Annotated in this window: 11 protein-coding genes and 1 riboswitch; of the genes, 5 read left to right on the top strand and 6 right to left on the bottom strand. The window is 44.0% G+C overall.

Annotated elements, in window-relative coordinates; genetic code table 11:
- Positions 1-356: 356 nt before the first annotated feature.
- The 3 genes from ABE28_RS05495 to ABE28_RS05505 all read left to right on the top strand — a co-directional run bounded on the left by ABE28_RS05495 (position 357) and on the right by ABE28_RS05505 (position 4,495).
- Positions 357-2,108 carry an ABC transporter ATP-binding protein gene (locus ABE28_RS05495; RefSeq protein WP_064466686.1) on the top strand — a complete coding sequence of 584 codons (1,752 nt, stop codon included), beginning with the start codon at positions 357-359 and terminating at the stop codon, positions 2,106-2,108.
- Complete coding sequence (locus ABE28_RS05500; protein ID WP_064466685.1) at positions 2,105-4,123, top strand: ABC transporter ATP-binding protein; 2,019 nt, start codon at positions 2,105-2,107, stop codon at positions 4,121-4,123. The genes ABE28_RS05495 and ABE28_RS05500 overlap by 4 nt, the downstream gene beginning before the upstream one ends.
- Positions 4,124-4,246: 123 nt before the next feature.
- The gene (locus ABE28_RS05505; RefSeq protein WP_064466684.1) at positions 4,247-4,495 is read left to right on the top strand and encodes a type B 50S ribosomal protein L31; all 249 of its coding nucleotides are present in this window, start codon (positions 4,247-4,249) and stop codon (positions 4,493-4,495) included.
- 418 nt (positions 4,496-4,913) lie between these two features.
- On the opposite strand, the gene metC is transcribed toward ABE28_RS05505, so the two are convergent.
- Together metC and ABE28_RS05515 are read right to left on the bottom strand one after the other, a co-directional pair.
- Positions 4,914-6,095, bottom strand: a complete 1,182-nt coding sequence (gene metC, locus ABE28_RS05510; protein ID WP_064466683.1) for a cystathionine beta-lyase — start codon at positions 6,093-6,095, stop codon at positions 4,914-4,916.
- A complete protein-coding gene (locus ABE28_RS05515) occupies positions 6,092-7,204 on the bottom strand; it encodes a methionine biosynthesis PLP-dependent protein (protein ID WP_064466921.1) in 1,113 nt (370 codons plus the stop codon). The genes metC and ABE28_RS05515 overlap by 4 nt, the downstream gene beginning before the upstream one ends.
- An 86-nt stretch (positions 7,205-7,290) precedes the next feature.
- Positions 7,291-7,404, bottom strand: a riboswitch (SAM riboswitch).
- A 325-nt stretch (positions 7,405-7,729) separates the two neighbouring features.
- Between ABE28_RS05515 and fumC the strand changes: the two genes are divergently transcribed.
- Positions 7,730-9,112 (top strand): class II fumarate hydratase, encoded by a 1,383-nt coding sequence (fumC, locus tag ABE28_RS05520; protein WP_064466682.1) that lies wholly within the window; start codon positions 7,730-7,732, stop codon positions 9,110-9,112.
- 105 nt (positions 9,113-9,217) lie between these two features.
- Positions 9,218-9,460, top strand: coding sequence for a hypothetical protein (locus tag ABE28_RS05525; RefSeq protein ID WP_064466681.1), 243 nt, complete (start codon positions 9,218-9,220; stop codon positions 9,458-9,460).
- Between the two features lie 63 nt (positions 9,461-9,523).
- Here ABE28_RS05525 and ABE28_RS05530 read toward each other — a convergent pair whose 3' ends face one another.
- From ABE28_RS05530 to ABE28_RS05545, 4 genes are all read right to left on the bottom strand, one after another.
- Entirely contained in the window at positions 9,524-10,669 is a 1,146-nt protein-coding gene (locus ABE28_RS05530; protein ID WP_064466680.1) for an ABC transporter ATP-binding protein, read from the bottom strand.
- A 125-nt stretch (positions 10,670-10,794) separates the two neighbouring features.
- Positions 10,795-11,682 (bottom strand): PucR family transcriptional regulator, encoded by an 888-nt coding sequence (locus ABE28_RS05535; RefSeq protein WP_064466679.1) that lies wholly within the window; start codon positions 11,680-11,682, stop codon positions 10,795-10,797.
- 235 nt (positions 11,683-11,917) lie between these two features.
- Positions 11,918-13,003: an iron-containing alcohol dehydrogenase family protein gene (locus ABE28_RS05540; protein ID WP_064466678.1), complete on the bottom strand. Its 1,086-nt coding sequence runs from the start codon at positions 13,001-13,003 to the stop codon at positions 11,918-11,920.
- A gap of 74 nt (positions 13,004-13,077) precedes the next feature.
- The gene (locus tag ABE28_RS05545) at positions 13,078-13,899 is read right to left on the bottom strand and encodes a MetQ/NlpA family ABC transporter substrate-binding protein (protein ID WP_064466677.1); all 822 of its coding nucleotides are present in this window, start codon (positions 13,897-13,899) and stop codon (positions 13,078-13,080) included.
- Between the last annotated feature and the right edge of the window lie 9 nt (positions 13,900-13,908).

The raw sequence follows: 13,908 nt of genomic DNA on the forward strand, positions 1-13,908 counted from the left end.
AAATCCGTTAAGCAAATAAATGCTTCAATTGAATATTTTCATACGTCCGCCTGCCCTGATCACATGTCTTTCTAGACAAAAGATCGAAATGAAGCCCTTCGATCATTTTAAAGCGCAGGTTGTCGACTTTTCGCGGCCTGCGCCTTTATATGTGTTCTTACGCATCTAAAAAAGCTTCCGCTAATCGGCGGAGGCTTTTTGGCATTGGGGAATTGAGGAGCATAAGTATCCTTTCCATACGATAGATAGGAGGAAACATGAATGAGACAAAATACTTTGGGAGCCATACAGCAGCCAGGAGATCCAGAAAGCGGTTAGCGAAAGGACATAGGTTTTGACAAAAGGGAGGGGAATCCATGTTTGCGATTTTTAAGAAGCTGTCCTGGTTCTTTAAAGAACAGTGGAAGCGTTATACCTGGGCCATTTTATTTTTGTGCCTGGTGAATATTTTGGAGGTTATTCCGCCAAAACTCGTCGGGAATGCCATCGATGATATGAACAATGGTGACATGACGCAAGAGACCATCATGAAATACGTTATTTATTTGCTGCTCGTGCTGTGCGGCAGCTACCTGTTCGGGTACTTATGGAGCTATCTGTTATTTGGTGGCGGAAACTTGGTTGAACGAAAACTAAGGTCAGGGTTCATGGGCCACTTACTGAAAATGTCACCGACTTTTTATGAGAAAAACCGGACAGGTGATTTAATGGCGAGGGCTACCAATGATTTAAAGGCCATATCGCTTACTGCTGGTTTTGGGATATTGACGCTCGTTGACTCGGTGCTGTTCACCATGACGGTCGTGGTCATGATGGGTGTTACCATCAGTTGGGAGTTGACGATTGCCGCGGTGCTGCCGCTCCCGATCATGGCAGTGATGATGCAAATCTACGTCAAAAAAATATACAGGCGCTTTACGGATGCACAGGCAGCCTTTGGTACGTTAAATGACAAGGTCCTGGAATCGATTTCCGGTGTCCGCGTCATCCGTGCCTATGTCCAGGAGCGGGAGGATGAAAAGCGATTTGATGAAATGACAGAGGATGTCTATCGTAAAAACCTTGCCGTGGCAAGAATTGATGCCCTCTTTGATCCGACGATCTCAATCATTATCGGCATCAGCTATTTAATCGGTTTGGGATATGGGGCCTATCTTGTTTTCCAACAGTCCATAACGCTTGGCGGGCTTGTTTCGTTCAATGTGTACCTTGGCATGTTAATTTGGCCGATGATCGCAGTGGGAGAACTGATCAATGTCATGCAAAGGGGAAATGCTTCGCTTGACCGCGTTCAAGATACGCTTTCATATGAAAGGGATGTGAAAAATCCATTGGGGCTGGAAAGTATTCCGAACCCGGAAGATATCTCTTTTCAACAAGTGTTTTTTACATATCCATCTTCATCGGTCGTGAATCTAGCCAATATTTCCGTCCAACTGGAACGTGGGCAAACATTAGGGATCGTAGGGAAAACAGGAAGCGGAAAAACGACCTTCGTGAAGCAATTCCTCAGGGAATATCCTTTAGGTAAAGGGGAAATCTCCTTTGCAGGCAAACCGTTGGAGCAATTGGATATTGCAGAAATTCGCACGTGGATCGGCTATGTTCCACAGGACCATTTTTTATTCTCCAAGTCTGTACGAGAAAATATCTTATTCGGCAAAATGGATGCAACTGAAGACGAACTGGCCGAAGCGATCAGGCTTGCCGACTTTGAGAAGGACGTAATGATGCTACCAAACCGGCTGGAAACGCTCGTTGGCGAAAAGGGTGTCGCTCTTTCCGGAGGCCAAAAGCAAAGGATTTCGATTGCGAGGGCATTGATCAAAAATCCGGAAATCCTTATCTTGGATGATTCCTTATCAGCCGTGGACGCGAAAACGGAAACGACGATCATCGAAAATATCCAAAATGAACGGGCAGGTAAAACGACCATCATTACGACGCATCGTTTATCAGCCGTTCAGCACGCCGATATGATCATCGTGTTGGATAACGGAGAAATCATCGAAGAGGGAACCCATGAAGATTTACTGCAACAAGATGGCTGGTATAGGGAGCAATACGAGCGGCAGCAGGTTGACGAAGGAACGGAGGTGGGGGCATGAAGGTCGTGAAAAAACTATTTCATTATGCTGCCCTTTATAAAAAATTGATCATCTGCGCCTTGATCATGCTAACACTTTCGGTAGCAGCCGATTTAACGGGTCCGTTCGTTGCCAAGAAAATCATCGATTCACATATACTCGGCATCGAAACGTCCTGGCATGAAACGGAAAAAGGAAAAGACGCTGTTAAATATGAGGGTAATTGGTATAAACGTGCGGATTACTTTACTGAAGGAGAGAAGAAAGGCAGGGAAGTCCATGTCTTCCAGGTCGGCAATCAATTTGTCTTCGTAAATGAAGCAGTACCTATCGATGGGCGCAGAGCTTTGGAAGGCCAAACGTTAATCATCAACAAAGACGGTAAAGAGCACGAAGCTCAAATAAAGAAATTGACCAGTCAGGAAGTGATGGGATTTTACCAGCCTGAAATACCGCGCATCATTAAGCTAGTCGCTTTTTACTTCGGGCTTGTCATCCTTTCTTCCATTTTTCAATATGGGCAAAGTTTTTATTTGCAGAAAGCGGCAAACCGGATCATTCAAAGAATGCGGAACGATATTTTCACACATATTTCCCGTTTACCGATTCGGTATTTCGATAATATGCCAGCGGGGAAAGTGGTAGCCAGGATCACTAATGATACAGAGGCGATCAGGGAATTGTATGTAACGGTGCTCGCCAGCTTCTTTTCGAGCACGATTAACATCATCGGCGTTCTTATCGCTTTATTCATTCTGGATGCACGTGCAGGTACGATGGGGCTTTTACTTATTCCGATCATCGTTATCTGGACGAAGGTATATCGTAAATTCGCCTCGAAGTACAATCACATCATCCGCGAGCGGATTAGTGATATTAATGGGATGATCAATGAATCGATTTCCGGAATGAGCATCATCCAGGCATTTGGACGTGAAAAGGAGACGAAGCAATCCTTTGAAAATTTGAACCGGGAGCATTATTCCTATCAAAATAAAATGCTGCATTTAAATTCATTGACCGGCGGGAACTTGATCGGTGTCATTAAGGTGTTGGCGTTAATTGCATTCGTCTGGTATTTCGGTGGGATGTCCTTGACAGCAAGCTCGGCGATTTCATTAGGGATGATGTATGCGATCGTCGATTTGATCAGCCGCCTGCTGCATCCACTTCACGGAATCGTCAATCAATTCGCCAATCTCGAACAGGCACTTGTTGCAGGGGAACGGGCGTTCAGCTTATTGGATGAGCATGGGTTGGCAGTCAGTGATGAAAGCATGGCCAGATACAAAGGGAATGTAGAATTCGAACATGTTTCTTTTGGTTATAAGGAAAATGAATATGTGTTACAAGACATTACCTTTTCAGCTAAGCAAGGGGAAACGGTAGCATTGGTCGGCCATACAGGATCGGGTAAAAGCTCGATCATGAATTTATTGTTCCGTTTTTATGACAGCAGTGAAGGGAAAATCAAAATAGACGGAAAGGATATATTGGATATCCCTCACCAAACACTAAGGGAACATATGGGAATCGTCCTTCAAGATCCTTATTTATTCACTGGCACCATCGCTTCCAATATCAGTCTCGATCATGACGGCATCACGAGGGAAATGGTCGAAAAGTCATTAAAGGATGTTGGCGGGGATAAAGTGCTGAAGCATCTTCCTTTAGGGCTGGATGAACCGGTTATCGAAAAAGGCGGAACACTGTCTTCCGGACAGCGCCAGCTAATTTCCTTCGCACGTGCTCTGGCATTCAATCCGGCTATTTTAATTTTGGATGAGGCAACTGCAAGCATCGACACTGAAACCGAAGCAATTATCCAGCAGGGGATGGAAGTGCTGAAAAAAGGAAGAACGACCTTCATCATTGCACATAGACTTTCCACGATTAAAAATGCCGATCAAATCCTAGTCCTCGATAAAGGCCGGATTGCCGAGAAGGGGACTCACGAGGAATTAATGGAATTGCAAGGGAAATACTATCAAATGTATGAACTGCAGATTGGTCCGCATAAAGGGATGGCAGGGTGAAGAAATCATTAACCAATCAGGAAATAATGATGGGTGTGCCAATTTGGCACACTCAAGCATATTACTTGATAATAGTAATCATTACGATTAATATATAGTTATACTAACAATGAGGTGATAATAGTGAAACAAAATATTCATCCTGATTATCAACAAGTAGTTTTTATGGATACGAACAGTGGATATAAATTTTTGACGGGTTCAACGAAAAAATCGGACGAAACAATCGAGTGGGAAGACGGTCAAACGTATCCTTTATTAAAAGTGGAGATAAGTTCGGATACACATCCTTTTTATACTGGAAAGCAAAAATTCGCTGAAAAAGGCGGACGAGTGGATCGCTTTCTGGAAAAATATAATATGAAGAAATGATGATAGAGCCATTTGTCCATGAAGTTTGTAGAAAAAAGGGGTCCGGATTTTAAAAATCCGGACCCTTTTTTCGCTTCACATTCATTCTATTCAGCAGGATTAACTGGTGTCTAATTTGTAAAATATGTATTTGGATGCAGGGCTCCAAAGTAATTAACCGGGTATGCCGCGTATCCGTTTTTTTATATTCTTAATTTTGTACACTTTTGATTTCGGCCAATTTTAAGTGTAATGTATGATGTAGTGGAACGATGGGAGCGAGTACCATTTGAACAGCCAAAAAAACCGTAGATAAAAATTCGATTTTCATCGAGTTTTTCTACGGTATGGGGAACCATCGGATGGATTGATGGTCCTCCTTTGTTGTTACGGAATGAAAGGAAGGGTGCCCATTAATTTGGCGGCAATCATCCATTCATCATTTTGCAGCAAGAACTCCCCCTTTGGCGATATTTACAAGAGCGGCATCGAAGTCCTTGATAAGATCATCCGGATTTTCAAGTCCCACAGAGAGACGAAGCAGGCTGTTGCTTATGCCTCGTTTATCTCTTTCATCAGCAGGCATCGCAGCGTGTGACATTTTAGCGGGATATGATAATATCGATTCGACTGCGCCAAGGCTTACGGCGAAAACTGGGAGCTCGACTGTGTTTACGAACGAACGGAAAATTTCCTCACTTGCCAATTCAAAGGAGAGGACCGCTCCAGCCCCGAGCGATTGACGCTTCTGGATGGCATGCTCGGGATGATCCGCAAGTCCAGGATAATAAACCTTTTTCACTAAGTGATGATTCTTTAAATGGGCGGCAATCTTTTCAGCCCCTCTTTGGGAATGATCCATTCTTACGGACAGGGTTTTCAGACCTCTCATGACTAGCCAGGCGTCCTGTACACCAAGAACAGCCCCGAAGGAGTTTTGGAGGGCACCGAGTCTCTGGGCCAATAAGGGATCCTTCACGACTGCAAGCCCCGCTACTACATCACTATGACCGGACAAGAACTTCGTAGCACTATGAAGGACGACATCAGCACCAAGTTTTAAAGGCTTTTGCAGTGCCGGCGTCAAGAATGTATTATCGACAAAGCTTAAGGCACCAATTTTTTTGGCGATATCACATACGGCAGAAATATCGGTCACTTTCAATAATGGATTTGAAGGCGTTTCGATGTAAATGGCCCTCGTATTTGGCTGAACGGCTGCTTCGACGCTTTCGAGGTCCGTCATATCAACGAAGGTATGTTCAATTTTGAAACGGGTCAGTACGGTGGTGACCATCCTGAACGTTCCCCCGTACACATCTTCGGAAATGATGATATGGTCCCCGGCAGATAACAGCAGAAAAGCTGTTGAAATGGCGGCCATGCCTGATGAAAAGGCGAAGCCATGTGTGCCTTCTTCCAGTTCGGCAATGATTTCTTCCAATGCCTCGCGAGTGGGATTCCCGCTTCGGCTGTAATCATATTTGCCGAATTGATCGATATCGGATTGATGGAAAGTGGAGGCGTGCTGAATGGGAACGCTCACACCTCCAGTCGTTGCATCGAATTTATGTTGATTATGAAGCAATTTGGTTTCAAAGCTAAAATCATGATCCGTCATCGTAGGGCCTCCCTTTTTACCTGCGCGAAGGCTTGCTGCAAGTCGGAAATCAAATCTCCGCTGTCTTCGATGCCTACGGAAAAGCGGAGCAGGCGATTACAAACCCCGTTTGCCGTCCTGACTTCAAGAGGAATATCGGCATGTGTTTGTGTGGCGGGGTAAGTGATGAAGCTTTCAACACCGCCAAGGCTTTCTGCAAACGAAATGAGTGAGAGTGATTGTAGAAATGGGTTGACAGCGGACTCATCAATGATTCGGAATGAAATCATGCCTCCTCTTCCGGGATAAAATACGTCCGTAACACAATCATGCTCCGACAAGTATTCTACAAGTATCTTCGCATTCTTTTCATGGCGTTCCATCCGAAGTGCAAGAGTTTTCATTCCACGCATCAATAACCATGAATCAAAGGGACTCAAAACAGCTCCTGTTCCATTGTGATGGAAGGCGAGTGATTCACATAATTCTTCTCCGCTAGCAACGATCAGTCCGGCGAGTACATCATTATGGCCGCCGAGATACTTCGTAGCACTGTGAATCACGATATCGGCGCCAAGAAGGATGGGCTGTTGAATGAGAGGCGTGTAAAACGTATTATCGACGATCAGCAATATATTGAATCGTTTGGCAAGTGTTGCAATGGCGCCAATATCCGTTTGCTGCATAAGGGGGTTAGTGGGAGTTTCGATGAAGATGGCCTTCGTGTGAGGAGTGATGGCATTCTCGATATCCTCCAAGCAGCAAGTGTTTACATAGTCACACTTCAATCCCCATTTCTTAAAGCCTTGTTCAAGCAGGCGATATGTACCGCCATAAAGATCTTCGCTGACAATCCATGCATCTCCCGATTTAAAAAGCGCCAAAATTGTAGAAATGGCGGCCATTCCCGAGCTGCAGGCATATCCTTGATCCCCTTTTTCTAGATCGGCAATCGAACGTTCCAATAGTTGGCGTGTGGGATTACCTGTCCTTGTATAATCGAAACCAGTCGATTGGCCAATACCTTCGTGACGGAAGGCTGTCGAGAAGTAGACGGGAGGATTGACCGCTCCTGTCACCGTTTCACTGCGATTTCCCAATTGAGCAAGATATGTTTCAGTTTTGTACATAATTTTCACTGCTCCTTTTTTGTTATAAAAATAAAAAAAAGTCTTCTTTAAGAAGAAGACTTTGATTAAGTGAGGACGAGTCATTCTTCTTATCTTCCAAGTTTAAAAACTTGTGGAATTAGCACCTTTTCATTGGTTTGAAACAAATGAAGGTTGCTGAGGTGTCATCGGGCCGTTCCCTCTACCTCTCTCGATAAGAGTTTAGATTATTCAATTTCTTTTGAATTTACTATATATACAAAAAACTGTCAAGCGCAATTTGGCCGGGTATTGCTCGAATGGGCTTGGAGAAGCCAAGCGTACCAACAATTTACGCTGTAAAAAAATATCCAGTAATGCAGGAGTCCGTGAGCATCATGTGCATCATTTATGGACCCTTTAGAAAAATGAGCAGGCTTGACCGGTTTTTTTTGCTTTAAAATAATAAAGTTTGTACAATGGATGGAGAGAAAGAATATTACGACATTATTCATTTCTTATTACATAGGGTATTCGATGAATAGTGCAACCATAGGAGGAGAACACATGGAATACAGAATCGAACGAGATACGATGGGTGAAGTGAAGGTCCCTGCCGATAAATATTGGGGAGCACAGACGGAAAGAAGCCGGAACAATTTCAAAATCGGTAATGAAAGAATGCCGATTGAGTTGGTGCGTGCTTTTGCATACGTTAAGCAAGCTGCTGCAAAGGTGAACTATGATCTTGGTGATCTATCGGAAGTGAAAAAGAATGCCATCGTCAAGATATGCGGGGAAATCCTCGAAGGTACGCTCGATGAGCATTTCCCGCTTGTTGTCTGGCAAACGGGGAGCGGCACACAAAGTAATATGAACGTGAACGAAGTGGTCGCCAATAAAGGAAATGAATGGTTAAAGGAAATGGGGGAAGCGGAAGCCCTTCACCCGAATGATGACGTTAACAAAGCCCAAAGCTCCAATGATACATTCCCGACTGCCATGCATATTGCAGCCTTCATGGAAGTTGCTGAAAAGTTGGTTCCTGCCATCAAAGTGCTAAGAGATACATTCGATGCAAAAGAAAAGGAATTTTGGGATGTCGTGAAAATCGGCCGGACACATCTTCAAGATGCAACTCCGTTAACTTTAGGACAAGAAATATCCGGTTGGAAAGCGATGCTGGATAAAGACTTGGCGATGATCGAGGAAAGCAGCCAAAAATTATTGAATCTAGCTTTAGGCGGAACGGCTGTTGGAACCGGAATCAATACAAAAAAAGAATTCCCGGGACTTTCCGCAAAACAAATCGCAGCGGATACAGGACATCCTTTTGTCACATCGGATAATAAGTTTCATGCACTGACAAGCCATAATGAAATCGTATATGCCCATGGTGCATTAAAAGCATTGGCAGCGGACTTGATGAAAATAGCGAACGATGTCAGGTGGCTGGCAAGTGGCCCTAGAAGCGGAATCGGTGAAATTGCCATCCCGGAAAACGAGCCAGGCAGCTCCATCATGCCAGGCAAGGTCAATCCAACCCAAAGTGAAGCGCTTACCATGATTGCAACACAAATCGTCGGTAACGATGCTACGATTGGTTTTGCAGCCAGCCAAGGAAATTTCGAATTGAACGTATTCAAGCCAGTGATCATCTATAACTTCCTGCAAACGGTTAAATTATTGACGGACGGCATTCATTCCTTCAACGATAACTGTGCAGTCGGCATCACTGCCAATGAAGATAAGATTAAAGAAAATGTTGATCGTTCCCTTATGCTGGTCACAGCATTGAATCCGCACATAGGTTATGAAAAAGCAGCCAAAATTGCCAAAACTGCATTCAAGGATAACTCTACACTAAAAGAAGCGGCGTTGAAATTGGAATTCCTAACGGAAGATGAATTCAATGCATGGGTCGACCCAGCTAACATGGTTAATAAGTAATACTCTAATACCCTCCCGCTGTTTGTTGGGGAGGGTGTTTCCATGTGTTAAAATGATTGATCTAACAAATACTAAGGTTCAAAGGCTGGAAATGGAGGAAACACAATGTCTTTATGCCCGCTTTGCAACGGTTTGAGAAAAATCAATGTGAGTTGCCCTGAATGCGGCAATGATCTTGATGATAAAGGGAAATTCATGGATTATGCTGATGAATACAGCGCTTATATGGATATCGATACACTTAAGCTGAATGACGGATACCCTCAATCCTTACAAAAAGGTCAATGCCCACACCTCATGAAATGCCCTGAATGCGGGCATGATGAAGTAGTATTGGTTCAAGAATAGGAGATCCTTAAATAAATCCTAGCAGCATAAAAAGACCCGTTCATGTGAACGGGTCTTTTTATGTTAGTTGGCTGACAATTTCAAACCTTCCTGCATCTGTTCGTCCTCTTCGACAAGAATGCGTTGTTCGCTGCTCTTATCGAAAAAGTGGGCTTTATTCATATCGAGGGCGAGCTCGATTTTTTCGCCTGCATGGATGATATTTTTGGCATCGACCCGTGCAACGAAGTCCTGTCCTTCAAGTGTGGAGTAAAGCATGATTTCCGCCCCCATCAGTTCAGCTACATCGATGTTTGTTTTGAATGTAGTGTTTAGGGAATCCGTGAAGTATTCTCCTTCATTATGGAAATCCTCCGGACGGATGCCAAGGATGATATCTTTTCCGACATAGCCTTGATCACGCAGCATTTTCATCTTTGATGCAGGTATTTCCAACGTTTGTTCACCAATTTTAAAAGTGCCTTCTTTTAATGTCCCGGTGAAGAAGTTCATGGCAGGTGATCCGATAAAGCCTCCGACGAAAACGTTTATCGGTTTCTCATATACGTCCTTTGGTGCACCGACCTGTTGGATGATGCCGTCCTTCATGACGACAAGTCTTGTCGCCATGGTCATCGCTTCCGTTTGGTCATGCGTGACATATATCGTTGTTGTGTCCAGGCGTTTATGTAGTTTGGCGATTTCAGCGCGCATTTGGACCCGGAGCTTTGCGTCAAGATTTGATAAGGGCTCATCCATCAAGAAAACCTTCGCGTCACGTACAATGGCGCGGCCAAGCGCCACACGCTGGCGTTGTCCTCCTGAAAGCGCTTTAGGTTTCCTGTTTAGATATTCTTCAAGACCGAGGATTCTAGCCGCTTCAGTGACCCTTTGCTTAATTTCCGCTTTTGGCGTTTTCCTAAGTTTTAATCCAAATGCCATATTGTCATAGACGGACATATGTGGATATAGAGCATAGTTCTGGAAAACCATTGCGATATCACGATCTTTTGGCGGGACATCATTGACGCGCTTACCGTCAATAAACAAATCACCCTGTGATATGTCTTCCAGGCCGGCAATCATCCGTAAAGTCGTCGATTTCCCGCAGCCGGAAGGTCCGACAAAAACAATGAATTCCTTATCGGCAACATGAAGGTTAAAATCCTTAACGGCTGTCACCTTTTTATCATAAATCTTGAAAATATGATCTAATACTAACTCTGCCATGAAAAATCCCCCTTTTAAACTACTGATTACTTGTACCAATTAACTTTAGTCTAAGCTATCAGTTTAGAAAAAAGTATGGGCACATTGCACAAAAAAGGGTAATGCTCCTTTTCTTTCAGCTAGAATCAATCATGCAATAAAATAAGCAAATAGGCAGTCAATGCGTGACGGAAGTTCCTTATGTCGAGCCCGGTTCTTTCGGTGAATTTGTCTATCCGGTATTGCAGGCTGTTCCGGTGTATATAAAGCTGTTTCGCGGCAAGTGTGGCATTTGAATTACACTCGATATACGTTTTGATCGTTTTGATAAGCTCCGTATCCTGCCTGGTCCTGCCAAGAACCTGATTGATATACCACTCTATATTCGTATTAGATTGATGTTTCAATAGTAAGTGGGGGACGATATCGGCCAAGTCCGTCACCTTTAAATCCGGCAACTCGGCTTGTGCCGATTCAAAACATTTTTTCTCCTGAGTCTTGTGGTGATGAAGTTCTTGGCTCACATGGTGAAAGCGGCCGGTGAACATCCGCGTCTTTACATAAAAATCGCTTTCCAGCGTCGAGGAGATGGCAAGTAATTCTTTATTTGATAAGGCTTCAGCCTTGTTCGTTTCAATAAGGATTCCTTCCATATCATCTTCCCAAATCAAGGCAGCGTCAGATGGTACAAAGGCTAGGAAAGCATCTTCGAAATCCGCGTGGGAGAAATCATTGTGAGTGAGCTTGAAATGGATGAAGCGCACGTTTTCCCAACTTGTCAAAGGCAACTGTGCATTCGGTTTGGTCAAAAAGGTGTTCCATGATGTATCTGTAAACGTGATGAGATTGGTTTTGTTCAAGGAAGACGGAAAAAGCAGCTCCAATATACGAATTTCCTCGGCGGAGATTTCAAAGCGGGGAATGCCGAGAATGCCTCCCATGGAGTCTTCGAACCAAGCAAATTGGGATATGTCAGCTGTTTCGACTTTTTCGGAAATCGCGTTCGGAAACTTTTGTTTAAGGTTTTCAAGCACTGTTCTTCACCTTCTTTCTTCCTATCATTATAGCGAAAAAGAATAAAGTTCAAAAGAATAGGATAGCACTGTTTTATTTCAAAAAGGAAAACTAACGTTTCTAAATGAGGGTGCAAAGAACGCCTGTGTGGTACCTCTGGAAGCGCCTTTCTGCTGGAGTATCGGGCACATCCTTTTGTCTACAAACCGAAAGGGTGATACCCATCATAGATGAATGATGGGTATCACCTTTCTTTTAACTTGTAAGGATTTCAAGGTTTTCCATGGCAGCTTGCACTTTTTCCAGGGATATATCAGGAAAAAGGAGATGGATCGCCTCACCCTCCTTTACGGATAGGGCGGCAATTTGCTGTAGCTCCACTTCATGTTCCACGGTCAGGCCAATGTCAGATAAAGACCTCGGAAGCTTTAGAGCCTCATAGATTGGGAGTAGCTGTTTGATATCCGAGAATTTTCCTTCTAACAACAGCTGCACTAAAATGCCATATGCCACTTTTTCCCCATGAAGTAAATGATGTGCCTGTTCGATGGAGGTCATGCCATTATGAATCGAGTGGGCACCTGCAATTCTCAGGAACTGGTCACCGAAGCCGCCAACGAGTCCACTCGTGACGATATTCGTTTCGATTACACGCTGAAGGGCGTCTGTCCATTTTCCTTTGTTCAAATCCGCCAGGGCTTCCTCGCCATGTGTCAATAAAACTTCCTGGCATTGCCTTGCGGCTATATGTGCCAATTCAATGCAGGCCGACTTGGAGGCGATTTTCTCGACGAGTGCATTGCCCTCATACCATTTAGCCAAGGTATCGCCAATTCCTGCCCGTAAATAGGCAATAGGGGAATCCAAGAGTATTCCTGGCTCGATCAGTAACATCCAGGCGTTTTTTAGATGGATATCAAACCGCACATATGAACCGTTCGTATCATAAATGACACTTAATGGCGTCCAAGCGGCACAGGTGGATGCAAGAGTTGGAATGAGGATGATATCCTTTTGGATGTGATTCCCAACTGATTTGGTGAGGTCCAGCAGTTTACCACCACCCACTCCGATTAATGCATCCACACATTGTTCCACTGCAAACTTACTGACACGTTCAATTTCGATATCACTGCATTCCCCATCATATTTAATGTAGCTCGTTTCGACATTTTCAAATGAAGGGAAGAATGGTTCAGCAACTACCCAAGATTTGTCTCCATGAACAACAAGCACTTTACGTATATTTGCTTTATTCAGTTTTGCTTCCAGTGTATCGAGAATACTAGCCATGCAGGCATAGTAGGAGGGGCCGCTGCGTACTTCCAGTAAGGTATTCATCGTTATTTCTCCTTCATGTAAAGGGCCTGTTCCCTAAAAAAGGGACGCAGGCCTCGAAATTATGTTTGGGTCGATCACTTCATCCATTCTGGTTTTCCGAAGCCGATGAATTTGCTATCGATCACTTTTTCAAACTCGGCGGACTTCACTACTTCTTTAATATCTTTTGCAAATTGAGCGTCTACATCCTTTGTATTCACGGCAACAACGTTTCGATACAAATCTGGCATGTTTTCCAATACAAGGGCATCCTCAAGCTTCATTTTAGCAGCAAGTGCGAAGTTCCCTGGCACCGCTGATAGGTCAACACTTTCAGTTGCCCGGGGCAATTGGGCGGATTCCAATGGTTTGAATTGGATATTTTTAGGGTTTTTTGTTACATCTTTTTCAGATATTTTTAAAGGGTCTACATCTGGGTCGACTTCAATCAACTTTTCATCCACCAATACTTTAAGTGCACGAGCGAGGTTGACGGGGTCATTGGGCAATGCCAAGGATGAGCCGTCTTTTATTTCTTTCAATGACTTATATTTGCTCGAATAAATTCCCATTGGTGCTGTAGGAACGATGATAAGGTCAGAGAGTTTTAATTTATTTTCTTTAGCGAAGTTATCCATATACACTTTATGCTGGAAAAGGTTTGCGTCGATCGAGTCGTTGCCAAGCGCCTTATTCGGCTGGATATAATCGGTGAATTCAACGATTTCCACTTTGTAGCCGAGATCTTCCAGACCTGGTTTGATGGCCTCATTGACCATATCGGCATATGGTCCGGTGGTCGCCCCGATCTTCAATTCTTTTTTGTCTTCTGTTTTTGTGGATGCATTGTCGCTTCCGCAAGCCGTCAAGCCAAGGGCAAGGGCACAGACTGATAATAACGAAGCAATTTTTTTCATTTTGAATTC

Source organism: Peribacillus muralis, assembly GCF_001645685.2.
Lineage (GTDB): Bacteria > Bacillota > Bacilli > Bacillales > DSM-1321 > Peribacillus > Peribacillus muralis_A.

What these genes read in the sequence shown, in the direction of transcription:
- ABE28_RS05530 (WP_064466680.1), bottom strand. Translation starts at nt 10,669, where the DNA reads ATGGCAGAGTTAGTATTAGATCATATTTTCAAGATTTATGATAAAAAG.
- fumC (WP_064466682.1), top strand. Translation starts at nt 7,730, where the DNA reads ATGGAATACAGAATCGAACGAGATACGATGGGTGAAGTGAAGGTCCCT.
- ABE28_RS05495 (WP_064466686.1), top strand. Translation starts at nt 357, where the DNA reads ATGTTTGCGATTTTTAAGAAGCTGTCCTGGTTCTTTAAAGAACAGTGG.
- metC (WP_064466683.1), bottom strand. Translation starts at nt 6,095, where the DNA reads ATGACGGATCATGATTTTAGCTTTGAAACCAAATTGCTTCATAATCAA.
- ABE28_RS05525 (WP_064466681.1), top strand. Translation starts at nt 9,218, where the DNA reads ATGTCTTTATGCCCGCTTTGCAACGGTTTGAGAAAAATCAATGTGAGT.
- ABE28_RS05545 (WP_064466677.1), bottom strand. Translation starts at nt 13,899, where the DNA reads ATGAAAAAAATTGCTTCGTTATTATCAGTCTGTGCCCTTGCCCTTGGC.
- ABE28_RS05500 (WP_064466685.1), top strand. Translation starts at nt 2,105, where the DNA reads ATGAAGGTCGTGAAAAAACTATTTCATTATGCTGCCCTTTATAAAAAA.
- ABE28_RS05515 (WP_064466921.1), bottom strand. Translation starts at nt 7,204, where the DNA reads ATGTACAAAACTGAAACATATCTTGCTCAATTGGGAAATCGCAGTGAA.
- ABE28_RS05540 (WP_064466678.1), bottom strand. Translation starts at nt 13,003, where the DNA reads ATGAATACCTTACTGGAAGTACGCAGCGGCCCCTCCTACTATGCCTGC.